This window comes from uncultured Roseobacter sp., assembly GCF_947496515.1.
Lineage (GTDB): Bacteria > Pseudomonadota > Alphaproteobacteria > Rhodobacterales > Rhodobacteraceae > Roseobacter.
In genome coordinates this window covers 191390-209775 of the sequence record NZ_CANMDB010000003.1, presented here as the reverse complement: position 1 = coordinate 209775, position 18386 = coordinate 191390, and the positions used below count along the sequence as shown (strand labels likewise).

Here is an 18386-nt window from a genome sequence, read left to right as displayed (position 1 = left end):
CGCGGGGACGTATCTCCTCGCCTAAGGTGTTGAACCGCCCGTCAACAAAGGACCTGTCATGATCCGATCTTTCGCGCTTGTCGCCTCGCTTCTGCTGCTGCCGCTCACACTGGCCGCGGAGGAGGAAGCCGTGACCAGCTTCACCCTCGACAATGGCATGCAGGTCGTGGTGGTCGAGGATCACCGCGCGCCTGTCGTGCAGCATATGGTCTGGTACCGTGCAGGCTCCGCCGATGAGCCCAAGGGATCCTCCGGTGTGGCGCATTTTCTTGAGCATCTGCTGTTCAAGGCGACCGAAACGCTCGAAGAGGGAGAGCTATCGGCCACGGTGGCGCGCAACGGCGGGCAGGACAATGCGTTCACATCTTACGATTACACCGCCTATTTCCAGCGCGTGGCCGCCGACCGTCTGGAACTGATGATGTCCATGGAATCGGACCGGATGCGCAACATCCGCCTGACCGACGAGAACATCCGCACCGAACGCGGCGTGATCATCGAGGAACGCAACCAGCGCACGGAGAACAACCCCAACGCGCTCTTTGGCGAGCAGGTCTCCGCCGCACAATATCTCAACCATCGTTACGCGGTCCCCATCATCGGCTGGATGCACGAAATGGAGACGCTGGACATGGACGACGTGATGGGCTTTTACGAGACATACTATTCGCCCAACAACGCGATCCTCGTCGTCTCCGGCGATGTGGAACCTGACGCGGTGCGCGCCCTGGCGGAGACATACTACGGTGTCATCCCGGCCAATCCAGACCTGCCGGAGCGCCTGCGCACCGAAGAGCCACCGCAAACGGCGGAGCGCCGGTTGATCTTTCGCGATGCGCGGGTGGCACAGCCCTACGTGCGCCGGTCGTATCTCGCGCCAGAGCGGGACGCGGGCGATCAGGAGGCCGCCGCTGCCCTGACCATTCTGGCGGAGGTGCTGGGCGGCGGGACGACGTCCTATCTGGCGGATGCCCTGCAGTTCGACACTCAGATTGCCACCTATACTGCGGCGTTCTACCGGGGCATGTCGCTGGATGATACGACGTTCAACCTGATCGTCGTGCCACGCCCGGGCGTCAGCCTGCAGGAAGCCGAGGACGCCATGGATGCGGCCGTCGCGCAGTTCCTGACTGACGGTGTGGATGCGGAGCAACTGGACCGGATCAAGATGCAGATCCGCGCCGATCAGATCTACGCCCGCGATGACGTGGACCGGATTGCCAATCGCTATGGGGCGGCGCTCGCCTCCGGGCTGACGGTAGAGGACGTGCAGGCCTGGCCCGATATTCTGGCGGCCGTGACCGAGGAAGATATTGTCGCCGCCGCGCGGGATGTGCTGGACAGGCGCGCCTCTGTCACCGGCTGGCTGATGCGGGAGGAGGTGACCCAATGATCCGTTTTCTGAGCACGATCTGCGCCGTTTTACTGGTCAGCCTGCCCGCTCGGGCCGAGGTAGACATCCAGGAAGTCACCTCTGACAGCGGGTTGACCGCCTGGCTGGTGGAGGATCATTCGATCCCTTTCGTAGCCCTTGAGATCCGCTTTCGCGGCGGTGCCTCGCTCGATGCACCCGGCAAACGCGGGGCCATCAACCTGATGACGGCTTTGCTGGAGGAAGGGGCCGCCGATATGGATGCCCGCGGATTTGCCCGGGCGACCGAGGCGCTGGCCTCGTCCTTCAGCTTTGACGTCGGCGATGATGCGCTCTCTGTCTCCGCCCGGTTTCTCACCGAAAACAAGGAAGCGTCGGTGGATCTGCTGCGCGCGGCCTTGAAGGAACCGCGGTTCGACGCGGAGGCCATCGACCGGGTACGTGAACAGGTGCTGTCAGGGATCCGGTCTGACGCAAAGGATCCCAATGAGCTCGCCTCCCGCGCCTTCGATCAGATCGCCTTTGGCGACCACCCCTATGCCACCTCGCTGAACGGAACCGAAGACAGCGTGACAGCACTGACCCGCGCGGATCTGCTGGACGCCCACCGGGCGGTTCTGGCCCGGGACCGGATCTATATCGGTGCCGTGGGGGATATCACACCCGAGCAGCTGGCCGCGTTGATGGACGAGCTGCTGGCCGGTCTGCCCGCGGAAGGTGCACCGATGCCGCCCCGCATCGAGGTCGACATCCCACCCGGCACCACCGTGGTGCCTTTCGAAACGCCGCAATCGGTGGCGATCTTTGGTCACGGCGGCATCGCGCAGGACGATCCCGATTACTTCACCGCGCTGGTCCTGAACCACGTGCTGGGCGGCGGATCGTTCGAGAGCCGTCTGATGGACGAGGTGCGCGCCAAGCGCGGCCTGACCTACGGCGTCTATTCCTATCTGGCGGCCAAGGATCTGGCGGAGGTTTACCTAGGCTCTATCAGCTCCGCCAATGACCGCATCGCGGAAGCCATCACGGTCATTCGGGACGAATGGGAAAAGGCAGCGGCAGAGGGTGTGTCCGAAGCCGAATTGCAGGACGCCAAGACCTACATCACCGGCGCGTATCCACTGCGGTTCGACGGCAATGGCCCCATTGCGCGGATCATGGTGGGCATGCAGATGCTGGGCCTACCCATCGACTACATCGCGACCCGGAACGACCGGGTCGAGGCGGTCACGCTGGAAGACGTGACCCGGGTCGCGGATGAGTTGCTGGACCCGGACGGGTTGCATTTCGTTGTGGTGGGCCAGCCCGAAGGTCTGGAGACCAGCCCAGGAAACTAGCCGGCCGTCGGGACACGTCAGATCTAGCGCTTAAGTACTTACCGCATCGCGGGGAACAGCCCCCACTCCAACGCACTCCCTCTGTGGCCGGGCGCCCAAGCGTTTTCGAAAACGCTTGCCACCGCCAATTGAAACTGCAGGCACTGCGGCCCGGGCATCGCCGCCGAAACAAGGTCAGGCGGCGGTTGCCTGAACCCTTCAGGTCATTCGCCGTAGGGCACCCAGATGTTCTTGACCTCGGTTGCGGCCTGCAGAAACTCCTGACCCTGTCCGGCAGGTCCCATCCAGTCGCGGGCCATGCCGTTGTTGACCCACGTGCGTTTCAGGTTGGCCGCACTGGCGCGTTCGATCTGGGCGCTCAGAGCTTCTGTGCCAAAGCACCACACCGCATCGATGTCCATATGGCCCGCCATATGCGGTGCCACATCGGCGTGCGGTCCAGTAAGGATGTTGACCACCCCCGCTGGAATGTCCGACGTCTCCAGCACCTGGATGAAATCCGTGGCCGCCAGCGGGAAAGGCTCAGACGCGCTGACGATCACGCGGTTGCCCATGGCGATAGCGGGTGCCATGCAAGAGATGAGACCCAACAGCGGTGCATCGTCGGGGCAGATGGCGGCGATCACGCCCACGGGCTCCTTCATCGCCAGCGCCACGCCGCGGATCGGCACACCGTGCACCTGCCCATCGTATTTGTCCGCCCAGGCAGCATAGGTAAAGAGCCGGTCTATTGCGGTTTCCACCTCGCGCGCACCGCGTTTGCCGCCCACCATCTGGTCGATGCGCCCTGCAAAACCGTCGGCACGCGCTGCCAAGTTCTCGGCCAGATAATAGAGGATCTGCGCGCGCAAATGCCCCGTTGTTCCGGACCAGCCACGGGCAGCCTGCGCCGCCTCCACCGCATTGCGCAGATCCTTGCGGTTGGCCAGAGAGGCCTCGCCCAGACGCACGCCCGACTTGCCCCAGACCGGCGCGGAATATCCGCCGTCGGGCCGGGCCTGTTTGCCCCCGATATAGAGCTTGGCCGTCCGGTCGATCACATCCGCCGGGGCACCATCGCCCTGCATCGGTGGAGATGTCTTGAGCACCATGCGCCGGCGCTTCGGACGGGTATAGGCACTGAGCCCTTCCCACCCGCCTTCCCTGCCAAAGCCGCTGTCCTTGACCCCGCCGAAGCCCGCGGCGGCGTCCATCATGTTTGTCCCGTTCACCCAGACAATGCCGCAGGCAAGCTTCGGGGCGATATCAAGCGCAAGGTTGATGTTCTCGCTCCACACGGTGGCGGCCAGACCGTAGCGGGTATTGTTGGCCAGGCTGACCGCCTCCTCCGGCGTTCGGAAGGTGGTGGCGACGAGGACGGGGCCAAAGATCTCCTCCTGCATGAGCGGATCGGCAGGGCTCAAACCGGTGATCAGCGTCGGCGGGTAAAAACAGCCCTCACCCGGCAGCGGGGTCGCCGCCACATGGGTCTGCCCGGCGGTGTTCGCTTCAACCGCCTCCGCGATTGCGCGCAGCTGCACCGGATCAACGATTGCTCCCACATCAATGCTCTTGTCCAGAGGATCGCCGACACGCAGCTTGTCCATCCGCGCGCGCAACTTGGTGTAGAAAAGCTCCGCCACGGGTTCCTGCACCAACAGCCGTGATCCCGCACAGCAGACCTGACCCTGGTTGAACCAGATCGCATCCACCAGCCCCTCGACGGCCGAATCCAGATCGGCATCGTCAAACACGATGTAGGGGGATTTTCCACCCAGCTCCAACGTCAGCGCCTTGCCGCTGCCCGCCGTGGCCTCGCGGATGCGGCGGCCCACGGCGGTGGAGCCTGTAAAGGCGATCTTGTCCACCTCCGCGCCCACGACCATCTCGCCCGTGCTGCCATGACCCGTCACAATGTTGACCACCCCCGCAGGCAGGCCCGCATCACGACAGATCTCTGCAAAAAGCAGCGCCGTGAGCGAGGTATACTCGGCTGGTTTCAGCACCACCGTGTTGCCCATGGCGAGCGCGGGCGCGATCTTCCACGCCAGCATCAGCAGCGGAAAGTTCCACGGGATGATCTGACCACAAACGCCCAGAGCCTCGTGGTCTTGCAGCGCCTCGGGCATCAGCTGCGCCATACCGGCGTGGTAGTAGAAATGCCGTTGCGCCAGGGGGACGTCGATGTCGCGGCTTTCCCGGATCGGCTTGCCATTGTCCAGCGTTTCCAGAACGGCGAAGAGGCGACTGTGTTTCTGCAGGAGCCGGGCCAGCGCGTAGAGGATGCGCGCTCTGCCGGGGCCGCCCAGGCTCTCCCACTTGGACTGCGCCTTACGGGCGGCTTTGACCGCGGCATCGACGTCCGCCTGCGCCCCTTGCGTCAGCGTCGCCAGAACATCGCCAGTGGCGGGGTTACGGCTCTCGAACCCTGCGCCCGGCTCGGTAAAGGCACCGTCAATGAAGTGACCAAAGCAGCGACCCCGCGCCTCCAGCCAGGCGATTGCCTCGCCCGCCGCCTCGGGCGCGGGACCATATTCCATCGTCTCGAACAGCTCGGCGATTGTCATGGCATCACCCTTTCTGAGATTGCGTATCCCGCCACCTGCTCAGCCCATCGCATGGCGGTATCCGGCAGAGTAATGGCCCGTCACGTGGTGCTCCAGCTGCCGCTCAATGTCGGTCAGCAGCGAGGATGCACCAAAGCGGAAAAGATCGGGCCTGAGCCAGCGATCGCCCAGTTCTTCCTTGATCATGGCCAGATAGGTGATCGCATCCTTCGCCTTGGAAATCCCGCCTGCGGGCTTGTATCCCACCCGGAACCCCGTCCGCGCGTAATAATCCCGGATGGCGCGGATCATCACCAGCGTCACCGGCAGCGTCGCGTTCACGCTCTCCTTGCCGGTGGAGGTCTTGATGAAATCCGCCCCCGCCATCATGCAGATCTGCGAGGCGCGCGCCACATTGCGCAGAGACCCCAGCTCTCCCGTCGCCAGGATCGCCTTCACATGCGCCTCGCCGCAGGCCGCGCGGAACGCCTGCATCTCTTCGTAGAGCGCGTGCCAGTCACCGGACAGCACATGGCGTCGGGAGATGACGATGTCGATTTCTGCCGCGCCGGCCTTCACGCTTTCCTCGATCTCCGCGATGCGCAGGTGCAGCGGTGACAAGCCCGCAGGAAAGCCCGTACTGACGGCAGCCACAGGGATGCCCGTGCCTTCCAAGGCCCGCGCCGCCGCGGGGATCATCTCGTGATAGACACAGACCGCGCCGGTGGTGATCGGACCCATGCCGAGCGCGTCGAGCACGGCACGCGCCACAGGCTGACGCGCCTTGGCGCAAAGCCGCAACACCCGCGCCTCCGTATCGTCGCCCGAAAGGGTGGTGAGGTCGATGCAGGTGACAGCGCGCAAAAGCCAAGCCGCCTGATGCGCTTTCTTGACAGATCGGCGGGCGGGCAGGCTGGCCGCACGGCGTTCGATGGCCGAAGTATTGGCCTGCAGCGCGCGCACCCAGTCGAGATCGAGCGGCATGCCGGGATTGCGCGGCTCATGGATCTGCGGCAGTTGCGCGGTCTGCGTCGCTGCGGGCGTGTGGGTCGTCTGGGCTGGCATCGCGATCCTACCGCTATTGTGGGCGCAGAGGGTGGCACGGGTGTGCAACGTTGGCAAGAACGTTGAACGTTCTTGGCCTAGCTGCCCCGGTAGGTGGAATACCCAAAGGGCGAGAGCAATAGCGGCACGTGATAATGGTTCTGCGCATCCGTGATGCCAAAGCGAATGGGGATGCTGTCCAGAAAGAGCGGGCCCGCGACCGCAGCACCGCTGGCCTTCAGATAGGATCCGGCCTCGAACACCAGTTCGTAGATGCCCGTGCGGAAATCCTCTTGACCTAGGATCGGCGCATCCGTGCGGCCGTCGGCATTCGTCACCGCATCGGCAAGCGCCTCCGGCCCGGCCTCCTCCATGCGGTAGAGACGAATGCGCACCCCCGCCGCCGGACAGCCGCGCGCGGTGTCGAGAACATGTGTCGTCAGATAGCCCTCGGCCATGGTGCCTCCGTGCGTCCGGTCCACCCTGACCCTGCCCGCCCCAGTTCCGAATTGCAACGGACCGCCAGTGGGTATTCAATGCGCCCAACCACCATGGAGACACCCACGTGACACGCTACCCCCGGGATTTCACAGGTTACGGCGCCACCCCACCCGATGCTGCCTGGCCCGGGGGCGCGCGGATCGCCGTGCAATTCGTCCTCAACTACGAAGAAGGCGGCGAGAACTGCCTGCTGCACGGCGATGCGGCATCGGAGGCATTTCTGTCGGAGATCGTGGGCGCCGCCCCGTGGCCCGGGCAGCGGCACTGGAACATGGAATCGATCTACGACTACGGTGCGCGCGCCGGGTTCTGGCGGCTGCACCGTCTGTTCACCGAAGCGCGCATCCCCCTGACCATCTACGGGGTCGCCACAGCGCTGGCCCGCGCACCCGAACAGGTTCACGCCATGCGCGCGGCAGGCTGGGAGATTGCCAGCCACGGGCTGAAATGGATCGACTACAAGGACCACAGCGAGGCCGAGGAAACCGCGGATATGGCCGAAGCCGTGCGGCTGCACACAGAAGTGACAGGCGCCGCCCCGCGCGGCTGGTACACCGGGCGCTGTTCGGTCAACACCGTCGCACTCGCCGCGCGCACGGGCCAGTTCGACTATATCTCGGATACCTATGACGACGATCTGCCCTACTGGAGCCGCATCGACGGACGTGACCAGCTGATTATCCCCTACACGCTCGACTGCAACGACATGCGCTTTGCCACGCCGCAAGGGTTCAACGCGGGCGATCAGTTCTTTGCCTATCTGCGCGACACTTTCGATGCGCTCTATGCCGAAGGGGCTGCGGGATCGGCCAAGATGATGTCCATCGGGTTACACTGCCGCCTGATCGGACGACCCGGTCGCGTACAGGCACTGCGCCGGTTTATCGACTACATCCAAGAGTTTGAGGGGGTCTGGTGCCCCCGCCGGATCGAGATCGCAGAGCATTGGGCCAAGACCCATCCGCCCGTTGACCGCCTGCGCCCCTCGACGCTCAACCGCCCGGATTTCGTCGCGCGCTTCGGCGGCATCTTTGAGCATTCGCCCTGGATCGCGGAACGGGCCTTCGATCTGGAGCTTGGCCCTGCCCATGACAGTGCCATCGGGCTGCATTCCGCCCTCGCCCGTGTCTTCCGCAGCGCCTCTGCCGAAGAGCGCCTCGGCGTGCTGCGCGCGCACCCCGATCTGGCAGGCAAGCTCGCTTCGGCCAAGCGCCTGACCCCCGACAGCACCGCCGAGCAGGCCAGCGCCGGACTGGACGCGCTGACGGATGCCGAACGGTCCGAGTTCGAGCAGCTCAACACCGCTTACGTGACCAAACACGGCTTTCCCTTCATCATCGCCGTGAAAGACCACGATAAACCGGGCATTCTGCGCGCCTTCCGCACCCGGCTGGACCATGACACCGCCACCGAGCGGGAGGAGGCCTGCCGTCAGGTGGAACGTATCGCCGCCCTGCGGCTAGAGGCGATGTCATGAGCTATGCCTTCCCCCCCGGCGGTCTGCCGGATCAAAGCCAGAACCCCGAAAGCACCGCGGTCTTCACCGAAAGCTACGCGGTGATCCCCGCCTGCACACAGCGCGATATTGTTACCAGTTTTCTACCCGGCTGGCAGAACACCCGGGTCTGGGTCCTGGCCCGACCGCTCAGCGGGTTTGCCGAGACCTTTGCGCAATACGCGGTGGAGCTGGACCCCGAAGGCGGCAGCAACGACCCTGAACCGGACAAGGACGCGCAGGCGATGATCTTTATCGCCGACGGTCAGGCGCGTCTGACACTGGGTCAGGACACCTATGATCTGCGCCCCGGCAGCTATGTCTACCTGCCACCCGCAGCGGTCTGGACCCTGTTCAACCCACACGAGGCACCCTGCCGGTTTCACTGGATCCGCAAGAAGTTCGAACCCGCCCCCGGCATCAACGTGCCCGAAGCCTTCGTCACGCATGAACAAGATGTCCCCGCGATCCCGATGCCCGATTGTGGCGATCTTTGGTCAACCCAACGCTTCATGGATCCCTTGAATCTGGAGTATGACTTCCACGTCAATCTGGTGAACTTCCAGCCCGGCGGGCGCATCCCCTTTGCCGAAACCCATGTGATGGAGCATGGGCTTTACGTGCTGCAGGGCACGGCGGAGTATCTGCTGAACACCGATTGGGTCAGCGTCGGCCCGGGGGATTTCCTGTGGCTGCGCGCCTTCTGTCCGCAGGCCTGTATCGCCACCGGATCAGAGCCATTTCGCTATCTGCTCTACAAGGACGTGAACCGTCATATGCGCCTGTGAGCCGACAGATCCACGCCCAACCCCTGACAGCCGACGCCTTCGCGCCCTTCGGTGAGGTGCTTGAGTGCGAGGGCGCACCGGACAAGATGATCAATGCCGGGATGTGCGGGCGGTTTCACGATCGGGCCCGGCTGGACTTTGGACCGGACGGCCGCGCAGGCATCAGCCTCTTTCACGCAGAGCCGCGCGCGCTTCCCTACCGTCTCGACCTGCTGGAACAACACCCCGACGGCAGCCAGGCCTTTATCCCGATGCACGCCGCACCCTTTCTGGTCACCGTCGCCCCGGACGCAGACGGCATCCCGGGCACGCCGCGGGCCTTCCTGGCCGCCCCCTATCAGGGTATCAACCTGCACCCCGGCATCTGGCACGGGGTGCTGACCCCCCTCTCAACGCCCGGAATTTTTGCAGTTATCGATCGAATTGGCCCCACGCCCAACCTGCGAGAGGTTTTGCTTGATCCGCCCTACGACGTGGTTTCATAAGGCAAAAAACCATGCGACAGGGATAGAACAGATGACCGACATGAGCACATCGATCTACGCAGACCCCGATGAAACACCCCCCTTGGCCCAGGCTGTCCCGCTGGGGCTACAACACGTGCTGGCGATGTTCGCCTCGAATGTGACGCCGTCGATCATCGTCGCGGGTGCCGCCGGTCTCGCCTTCGGCGGGGCCGAGCAGATCTACCTGATCCAGATGGCAATGCTCTTTGCGGGGGTGGCGACGCTCTTTCAAACGGTGGGCATCGGCCCAGTGGGCGCAAGACTGCCGATCATGCAAGGCACCAGCTTTGCCTTCGTTGGCGTTCTGGCGGGCGTCGCCGCGACGCAAGGCATGGGTGTCGCGCTCAGCGCCTGCATCATCGCGGGTGGCATCCACTTCGTGCTGGGCGCCTTTATCAAACATCTGCGCTGGCTCTTCCCGCCCCTAATCACCGGGCTGGTGATCCTCGCCATCGGGCTCTACCTGATCCCGGTGGCGATCAAATACGCCGCGGGCGGGGCAGCCCCGTTCCAGATGGAAGCGGAAAGCTTCGGCTCTCTCATGCACTGGTCCGTGGCGCTTAGCGTCGTCATCGTCGCCCTGATCCTCAAGTTCTTCACCAAGGGGACCCTCAGCAACGCGGCAATCCTGATCGGCCTGATCGCGGGATACCTTCTGGCGCTTGCTTTCGGCATGGTGAATTTCTCCGCCGTAGCCAATGCCAGCTGGATCACCAGCGTCACCCCTCTGCCCTACGGGTTCGAATTCTCGCTGGGCGCGGTGATCGCCGTCACCCTCGTCTCCATCGTCTCGGCCATCGAAACCGTCGGCGACGCCTCCGCGACCACCAAGGCAGGCGCAGGCCGAGAAGCCACCGATGCCGAGATTGCGGGCGCAACCTACGCGGATGGCCTCGGCACCGCCATCGCGGGCGTCTTCGGCGGGCTGCCCAACACCTCCTTCAGCCAGAATGTGGGCATCGTCGGCATGACCGGCATCATGAGCCGCCATGTCGTCACCATCGGGGCGCTGATCCTCATCCTCTGCGGCCTTGCCCCCAAGATCGGTGCCGTCATCGCCTCCATGCCGCTGCCCGTACTGGGCGGTGGGGTGATCGTCATGTTCGGCATGGTTGCCGCCGCCGGTCTGAATGTGCTCAGCGAAGTCGACATGAACCGCCGCAACATGGTGATCATCGCCGTCTCCCTCACCGCCGGATTGGGCTTGAACCTGGTGCCATCGGCGGTCCAGTATCTGCCAGGTGTGGTTGGCACACTGGCCACATCCGCCGTGGCCCCCACGGCGCTCATCGCCATCACTCTCAACCTCGCACTGCCCGAGGAGATATAATGCTCTCTCATCTTGCCAAATAAACTCTCGCCGAAGGCTCCCATGATCTCGACCCGCGGCACGCCAGCATGATGCAGCCCCCCGATGTATGACCTCGCAGCCATGGGCGCGTGGATCGAGTTCGCGGTCCGCTGGCTGCATGTCATCACAGCCATCGCGTGGATCGGGTCGTCCTTCTACTTCATCGCGCTGGATCTCGGCCTGCACCGGGACCGCAACCTCGCCAGCGGCGCGGACGGAGAGGAATGGCAGGTCCACGGCGGCGGCTTCTACCATATCCAGAAATACCTCGTCGCGCCCGAACACATGCCCGACGGGCTGATCTGGCACAAATGGCAAAGCTACTGGACCTGGATCAGCGGCTTCATCCTGCTGGTCCTCGTCTACTACCTTGGCGCGGAATTCTACCTGATCGACCCCGGCATCGCGGAGCTCGCCGCCTGGCAGGCCATCGGCATCTCGCTCGCCTCACTCGCGTTTGGCTGGCTCGCCTACACCACCCTCTGCCGCGTCTTCGTCAACGCCAACCAGACCACCCTAATGATCGCCCTCTTCGGCGTATTGGTGGCGATGTCGTGGTTCTACGCCTCCGTCTTCTCGGGCCGCGCCGCGATGTTGCACCTGGGCGCCTTCACCGCCACGATCATGAGCGCCAATGTCTTCATGATCATCATTCCCAACCAGAAGATCGTCGTCGCCGACCTGATCGCGGGCCGCATGCCGGACGCGAAATACGGGCTGATCGCCAAGCAGCGCAGCACCCACAACAACTACCTCACACTGCCGGTGATCTTTCTGATGCTCAGCAACCACTACCCGCTGGCCTTCGCGACCGAGCATACCTGGATCATCGCCAGCCTCGTCTTCCTGATGGGCGTCACGATCCGGCACTATTTCAACAGCCTGCACGCCCGCACAGGCAATCCGCACTGGACCTGGGCTGTGACAACGCTGATCTTCATTGCGATCATGTGGCTTTCCACCGCCCCCATGCGGCAAGAGACGCCGCAGGCCCTCCGGGGTGCCGCCCTGCGCTTTGCCGAAGCCCCCGGTTTCGGGGATGTCCATGACATCGTCCTGGGCCGCTGCTCCATGTGCCACGCGGCAGAGCCTGTGTGGGATGGGCTGCTCTGGGCGCCCAAGGGCGTCCGGCTCGACACCGAATACCACATCGCCCAGTCGGCCCGCGCCATCTACCTGCAATCGGGGCTGAGCCACGCGATGCCGCCGGGCAACATCACCTATCTGGCCGAAGAAGAACGCGCGCAGATCGTCGCCTGGTATCTCGCAGCACAAGACCGCTAAGCCCGACGAATGCGGTTTCAGAATCGACGAAGGTCATGCTACACTTAGGGGTATGAACTCCTTCAGCCCCAATATAAGCCCCAACTCTGACGGCGACCGCCCCACCATACGTCAGCTGGACGAAGCCGCAATCAACCGCATCGCGGCGGGTGAAGTGGTCGAACGGCCCGCCTCTGCGGTCAAGGAACTGGTGGAGAACGCGCTGGACGCCGGCGCGCGTCATATCACGGTGGACTACGCCGACGGGGGCAAGACGCTGATCCGGGTGCAGGACGATGGCTGCGGCATGACGCCGGAGGAGTTGCCCCTGGCGCTGTCCCGCCACGCGACCTCCAAGACGGCGGGCACGGATCTTCTCGATATCCACACCTTCGGGTTTCGCGGCGAGGCGCTGCCGTCCTTAGGGGCCGTGGGTCGGTTGACCCTCGCCACCCGCGCGCAAGGCAGCAGCGGGGTTGAGCTGTCTGTGCTGGGCGGCGACATGGGCACGCCGCGCCCGGCCGCGTGCAATACCGGCACCACGGTCACCCTGCGCGATCTCTTCTACGCCACGCCCGCGCGGCTGAAATTCATGCGCAGCGACCGGGCCGAGGCGCAGGCCATCGGCGATGTGGTCAAACGGCTGGCCATGGCGGAGCCCTTCGTGCGCTTTACCCTGCGCGATGTTTCGGGCGACGGCGCGGGCCGGGTGATTTTCCGGGCAGAGGCGGAGCAGGGAGATCTTTTTGACGCGCTCAGCGGCAGGCTCGCCCGCGTGCTGGGCCATGAATTTGCCGAGAACGCGCTGCCCATCGACGCGACGCGCGAGGGGCTGCACCTGACGGGCTTTGCCGCACTTCCCACCTATTCGCGCGGCTCGGCGGTGGCGCAGTACCTCTTTGTCAACGGGCGCCCGGTGCGGGACAAGCTGCTGGTGGGCGCGCTGCGTGGGGCCTATGCGGATTTCCTCAGCCGGGACCGGCACCCGGCGGCGGCGCTGTTTCTGGACTGCGACCCGACGCTGGTGGATGTGAACGTGCACCCTGCCAAATCCGAGGTCCGGTTTCGCGATCCCGGTGTCGCGCGCGGTCTGATCGTCTCGGCGCTGCGGCACGCGCTGGCGAACGCCGGGCACCGCGCGTCCACGACCGTGGCGGGGGCAACACTCGGGGCCTTCACGCCGGAACCGGTAGGGGCGCGGGTCTACCAGATGGAACGCCGCCCGACGCAACACACTGGTTTTGCAGAGATCAACGACGTCTTTGGCCGGGTCGAGACGCCGGAAACCGTGGTAGAGGCCGAGCCCGAAACAGACCACCCGCTGGGCACCGCCCGCGGTCAGGTACATGAGAATTACATCATCGCCCAGACCGCAACCGGCATGGTGATCGTGGACCAGCATGCGGCCCACGAACGGCTCGTCTACGAGAAGCTGAAACGCCAGATGGCGGAGAATGGCGTCGCGCGGCAGGCGCTGTTGATCCCTGAAATCATTGACCTTTCCGCCGGTGACAGTGCGCGGCTGATGGATATGGCCGACACGCTGGCGGGCTTTGGCCTGACCATCGAACCCTTTGGCGGCACGGCCATCGCGGTCCGGGAAACACCGGCCATTCTGGGCACGGTGGACGCGCGGGCGCTGGTTCTCGACATCCTCGATGAGCTGACGGAGCAGGAGGCCTCTTCCACGCTGCAGATGCGGATCGAGGCGATCCTGAGCCGGGTGGCCTGCCATGGGTCCATCCGCTCTGGCCGCTGGATGCGCGCGGAGGAGATGAACGCCCTGCTGCGCGAGATGGAGGCGACGCCGCATTCGGGCCAGTGCAACCACGGGCGGCCCACTTATGTGGAGCTGAAGCTGCAGGACATCGAACGGCTCTTTGGACGCACATGATTGAAATTGCCGGACAAACCTATGCGCTGAGCGACCCTTTGGTGATCGCCGCGCTGGCGCTCATGGGCGTGTTGGCGCTGATCCTCCTGCTGCTGGTCTGGGCTGTGCGCGCGGCATCCCGCAGTGCGGCGAGCGTCGGGCCGCTGGCGCAGCAGATGGGGCTGTTAGCTCAACAAATACAACACCTTGGAGACGGGCAGGCACAGCTCAGGGGCGGCTTGCAGACGGTTTCAGACACGCAGGCCAATGCCCAGACGCAGGTGATCCAGACGGTGGAGAGCCGGTTGGCAACGGTGCAGCAGCAGATGCAGGAACGCTTGTCTGACAATGCGTTACGCTCTGCCCGGTCGCTGGCGGAGATGCAGGAGCGGGTCAAGGAAGCGCTGCACGGCTCCTCCGCCAAGACGACCACCAGCCTCACGCAGTTGCAGGAGCGGCTGGCGACCATCGACCGGGCGCAGGACAATATCACCAAACTCTCGGGCGATGTGCTGTCGCTGCAGGATATTCTGAGCAACAAGCAGACCCGCGGGGCCTTTGGCGAGATCCAGTTGCGCGACATCCTGGCCAAGGCGCTGCCACCCGACAGCTACACCTGGCAGCCGACGCTGAGCAACGGCAAGCGTGCCGATTGCCTCATCCATCTGCCCAATCCACCCGGGCCGATCGTGATCGACAGCAAGTTCCCGCTGGAGGCCTATGAGGCGCTGCGACGCGCCAAAACGGATGCGGATCTGAAGCAGGCCGTGGCGCAGATGAAGACAGCCGTGATCAAGCATATCACTGATATATCAGAGAAATATATCCTCGACGGTGAGACGGCGGATGGTGCGCTGATGTTCCTGCCCTCCGAGGCGGTCTATGCGGAGCTGCACGCGAACTTTCCCGAGCTGGTGCGCCGCGGTTTTGATGCGCGGGTCTGGATCGTCTCGCCCACCACCTGCATGGCGACGCTGAACACCATGCGCGCGATCCTCAAGGACGCACGGATGCGCGAGCAGGCGGGTGCCATCCGCAAGACGCTGAAGCAGCTGCACCGGGATGTGGAACTGGTGGTGACCCGCGTGGGCAAGCTCGACACCCATTTCCGGCAGGCGCGCGAGGATCTCGACGGGATCGGCACCGCCGCGGAACGGGCGGGCAAGCGGGCCGCGCGGCTCGACAGTTTCGATTTCGCGGAGCTCTCGCCCGAGGAAGAAGCCGCCGTGACCCTGAGCCGCCCCAAGCCGTAAAGCCACCGTGCGCGCAACATCTTTTGAGCGAGATCCCCGCAGAGGTGCGAATCGACCAGTAAACGTGTCGCCGCAGGGCGATACGGGGATCTGTATCGTGTCGGTATCACGTCGGTATTGCGTCGGTGTCCGGGGCGGTATTTGGCGGGTTAAAGCAGCGTGCGGTCGGGAGTGTGACCGGATCCTTGGCACCACCGTGCGGTCCGGGCGTTTGCCGGGAGCAGCCCGGGGGGAAGCCCCCTTTCCCCCCATCGAGGGGGGGCGGGGGCTGCCCGGCCCGGTGGCCGGGGGCGCGCCACCTGCTGTCTGGGAAAAACTGAATACCGCATGCTGGCTGAGATCACCGATTTCCGCGCCTTGGCCCCTGGGGTAAGGATGCGGTATGTCACGACGGGCTTTGCCCCAAGGCCAACCGGCATCAAGGCCGGGCAGGGAGATAACAATGCGGGAACTGACAGGCACGGCCGGCACGCTTTATGACGAGATCCGGGGGCTGCCCATCGTATCGCCCCATGGCCATTGCGATCCGGTGTGGTTTGCGGAGGATGCGGCCTTTCCCGATCCGGCGCAGCTTTTGGTGGTGCCGGATCACTACGTTTTCCGGATGCTCCATTCGCAGGGCGTCGATCTGGCGGATCTGGGGGTCGGGGCGCCCGGGGCCGATACGGATCCACGCGCGGTCTTTCGGCTGTTCGCACGGCATTGGGATATGTTCCTCGGCACGCCGACACGCTTCTGGATCAGCTACGTGCTGCGCGAGACGCTGGGGATCGACACGCCGGTGTCCGAGGCGACGGCGGACGCCGTCTATGACCAGATCGCCGCAAGGCTGGCGGAGCCGGGGTTCCGGCCTCGCGCGCTCTTTGATCGCTTCGGCATTGAGGTGCTGGCCACGACCGACAGTGCCCTGGATAATCTTTCGGCGCATCGCGCCATTGCCGACAGCGGTTGGCCCGGCCGCGTGATCCCGACGTTTCGCCCTGACGCGGTGCTGGATGCCGCTGGTGCGGAGTTTGTCACCGAGGTCGACCGGATGGGCGCGCTGACCGGCGAGGATGTGTCCCGGTTCGACGGCTATCTGGCGGCGTTGCGGCAGCGGCGGGCTTTCTTCAAATCCTGCGAGGCCACCGCCACGGATCATGCCATCGAGGTACCGCAGACCGTCTGGTTGGAGGATCCCGCGGCGCTGTACGCCCGGGTGCGGGCAGGTGCCGCCAGCGCGGCGGAGGCGCGGGCGTTTCACGGTCACATGCTGGTGGAGATGGCGCAGATGTCGGTGGAGGACGGGTTGGTCATGCAGCTGCACGCAGGCAGCAGGCGCAACACCAACGCGGCGCTGCTGGCGCGCTTTGGCCGCGATGTGGGGGCGGACATGCCGGTGGCCACGGATTGGGTGCGCGGGCTGGAGCCGTTGCTGAACCGGGTGGGCAACGCGGGCGCCTTTCGGCTGATCCTCTTTACGCTGGATGAGAGTACCTACGGGCGCGAGCTGGCGCCGATGGCCGGACACTGGCCCTGCCTGCGGATCGGGCCGCCGTGGTGGTTTCACGACAGTGCCGCGGGCATCGCGCGGTATTTCGACCGGGTGGTGGAGACGGCGGGCTACGCCAATCTGGCGGGGTTCAACGACGACACACGGGCCTTTCTGTCGATCCCCGCGCGCCATGACATGTGGCGGCGCGGGGTGGCGGCGCATCTGGCGACGCAGGTTGGCGCGAGTGCCTTTGGTCTCGCCGACGCGCGGAGGCTGGCGCGGCGCCTGGCGGTGGATCTGGCGCGCGAGACCTACAGGCTGGACAGCTGATGGGACGGATCCTGCACATCGGGGTGGGGAATTTCGCCCGGGCGCATCTGGCGGAGTATACGGCGGACGCGGGCGGCTGGCGCATCACCGGGGTGAGCCTGCGGAGCGCTGCCGTGCGTGATGGGTTGCGCGCGGCGGGACATAAGTACGCGCTGGCGGTTCAGGGTCGCGGGGTCCGGCGGATCGGGGTTTTTGACGAGGTGCTGGTGGCACCGGAGGATCCGGGCGCGGTGCTGGCGCGGATCGCGGATCCGGAGGTGGCGGTGATCACCCTGACGGTGACGGAGAAAGGCTATCATCTGGGCGGCGACGGACGGCTCGATCTGGACGATGCGGCCATTGTGGCGGATCTGGCGGGTGGCGCGCCGCGCACGGTGATCGGGTATCTGGCCCGTGGGCTGGCCGCGCGCCGCGCGCCTGTCACCGTGCTCAGTTGTGACAATCTGGCGGGCAACGGCGCCAGGCTGGGGGCGGCGGTGGCGGCCTTCGGTGAGGCGGCGGGGCTGCCCCCCTTGGGCGGGTTCATCGGCTTCCCCTCCGCCATGGTGGACCGGATCACACCTGCGACCACGGACGCGCTGCGGGCCGAGACAGGCTGCCCGATGGCCGTGGCCACGGAGCCCTTTCGCGAGTGGGTGATCGAGGACGCTTTCGCCGGGCCGCGGCCCGACTGGCCGGGGGTGCAGATCGTGCCGGATGTGGCGCCCTACGAGATGCGCAAGCTGCGGATGCTGAACGGGGCGCATTCGCTGCTGGCCTACGCGGGGACGCTTGCGGGTCATGCGCATGTGCATGAGGCAGTAGGCGACGCGGATCTGCGCGGGCGGGTGGACGCGCTGATGACGCAGACAGCGCAGACGCTGCCCGCAGAGATGCAGGACGCGGCGGCAGGCTATGCCCGGGCGCTGATGCAGCGGTTCGAGAACCCGCATCTGGCGCATAAGCTCCGCCAGATCGCGATGGATGGCAGCCAGAAGCTGCCCCACCGGATTGTGGCGCCTCTGCGCGAGCTCGTGGCCTCGGGCAAGGACGCCTCCGCGCTGCACGCGGCGCTGGAGGCGTGGCTCGGGTTTTGCAGGGCGGAGGTGGCGGCGGAGCAACCGCTGGAGGATCCACGGCACGAAGAGATCACGCGGCTCATCACCGCGGGCGCGCCGGACAGCGCCTTGCTCGGAGTGATCGGTGCGGCTGATCTGGCACGAGACTAGGGCGCAGATGTCCCGTCCGGCATCGCCGGACAGCCGCCGACCCTCCTCGATGGAGGGGAGGCGGCT

At 65.2% G+C, this 18386-nt stretch carries 14 protein-coding genes; 11 read left to right on the top strand and 3 right to left on the bottom strand.

Features of this window, described 5'->3' with window-relative positions; all coding sequences use genetic code 11:
- Positions 1–58: 58 nt before the first annotated feature.
- Complete coding sequence (locus Q1A53_RS08100; protein WP_299964914.1) at positions 59–1393, top strand: pitrilysin family protein; 1335 nt, start codon at positions 59–61, stop codon at positions 1391–1393.
- The gene (locus tag Q1A53_RS08095) at positions 1390–2709 is read left to right on the top strand and encodes a pitrilysin family protein (protein WP_299964911.1); all 1320 of its coding nucleotides are present in this window, start codon (positions 1390–1392) and stop codon (positions 2707–2709) included. The genes Q1A53_RS08100 and Q1A53_RS08095 overlap by 4 nt, the downstream gene beginning before the upstream one ends.
- A 203-nt stretch (positions 2710–2912) precedes the next feature.
- Here Q1A53_RS08095 and Q1A53_RS08090 read toward each other — a convergent pair whose 3' ends face one another.
- The 3 genes from Q1A53_RS08090 to uraH all read right to left on the bottom strand — a co-directional run bounded on the left by Q1A53_RS08090 (position 2913) and on the right by uraH (position 6736).
- Entirely contained in the window at positions 2913–5255 is a 2343-nt protein-coding gene (locus tag Q1A53_RS08090; RefSeq protein WP_299964908.1) for an aldehyde dehydrogenase family protein, read from the bottom strand.
- Positions 5256–5294: 39 nt separating this feature from the next.
- Positions 5295–6299 carry a deoxyribose-phosphate aldolase gene (gene deoC, locus Q1A53_RS08085; RefSeq protein ID WP_299964905.1) on the bottom strand — a complete coding sequence of 335 codons (1005 nt, stop codon included), beginning with the start codon at positions 6297–6299 and terminating at the stop codon, positions 5295–5297.
- Positions 6300–6376: 77 nt separating this feature from the next.
- The gene (uraH, locus tag Q1A53_RS08080; protein ID WP_299964904.1) at positions 6377–6736 is read right to left on the bottom strand and encodes a hydroxyisourate hydrolase; all 360 of its coding nucleotides are present in this window, start codon (positions 6734–6736) and stop codon (positions 6377–6379) included.
- A gap of 107 nt (positions 6737–6843) precedes the next feature.
- Between uraH and puuE the strand changes: the two genes are divergently transcribed.
- The 9 genes from puuE to Q1A53_RS08035 all read left to right on the top strand — a co-directional run bounded on the left by puuE (position 6844) and on the right by Q1A53_RS08035 (position 18320).
- Complete coding sequence (puuE, locus tag Q1A53_RS08075) at positions 6844–8256, top strand: allantoinase PuuE (RefSeq protein ID WP_299964900.1); 1413 nt, start codon at positions 6844–6846, stop codon at positions 8254–8256.
- Entirely contained in the window at positions 8253–9062 is an 810-nt protein-coding gene (locus tag Q1A53_RS08070) for a bifunctional allantoicase/(S)-ureidoglycine aminohydrolase (RefSeq protein ID WP_299964898.1), read from the top strand. Before puuE ends, Q1A53_RS08070 begins: the two co-directional genes overlap by 4 nt.
- Positions 9059–9547, top strand: a complete 489-nt coding sequence (locus Q1A53_RS08065; RefSeq protein ID WP_299964893.1) for an ureidoglycolate lyase — start codon at positions 9059–9061, stop codon at positions 9545–9547. Before Q1A53_RS08070 ends, Q1A53_RS08065 begins: the two co-directional genes overlap by 4 nt.
- A 31-nt stretch (positions 9548–9578) precedes the next feature.
- Positions 9579–10898: a nucleobase:cation symporter-2 family protein gene (locus tag Q1A53_RS08060; RefSeq protein ID WP_299964890.1), complete on the top strand. Its 1320-nt coding sequence runs from the start codon at positions 9579–9581 to the stop codon at positions 10896–10898.
- Between the two features lie 84 nt (positions 10899–10982).
- Positions 10983–12203: a urate hydroxylase PuuD gene (locus Q1A53_RS08055; protein ID WP_299964887.1), complete on the top strand. Its 1221-nt coding sequence runs from the start codon at positions 10983–10985 to the stop codon at positions 12201–12203.
- Positions 12204–12255: 52 nt separating this feature from the next.
- Positions 12256–14076 carry a DNA mismatch repair endonuclease MutL gene (gene mutL / locus Q1A53_RS08050; RefSeq protein ID WP_299964884.1) on the top strand — a complete coding sequence of 607 codons (1821 nt, stop codon included), beginning with the start codon at positions 12256–12258 and terminating at the stop codon, positions 14074–14076.
- Positions 14073–15308, top strand: a complete 1236-nt coding sequence (rmuC, locus tag Q1A53_RS08045) for a DNA recombination protein RmuC (protein ID WP_299964881.1) — start codon at positions 14073–14075, stop codon at positions 15306–15308. Before mutL ends, rmuC begins: the two co-directional genes overlap by 4 nt.
- A 442-nt stretch (positions 15309–15750) precedes the next feature.
- Positions 15751–17112 carry a glucuronate isomerase gene (uxaC, locus tag Q1A53_RS08040; protein WP_299964878.1) on the top strand — a complete coding sequence of 454 codons (1362 nt, stop codon included), beginning with the start codon at positions 15751–15753 and terminating at the stop codon, positions 17110–17112.
- Positions 17112–18320 carry a mannitol dehydrogenase family protein gene (locus tag Q1A53_RS08035; RefSeq protein ID WP_299964875.1) on the top strand — a complete coding sequence of 403 codons (1209 nt, stop codon included), beginning with the start codon at positions 17112–17114 and terminating at the stop codon, positions 18318–18320. The genes uxaC and Q1A53_RS08035 overlap by 1 nt, the downstream gene beginning before the upstream one ends.
- The last annotated feature ends 66 nt before the right edge of the window (positions 18321–18386 follow it).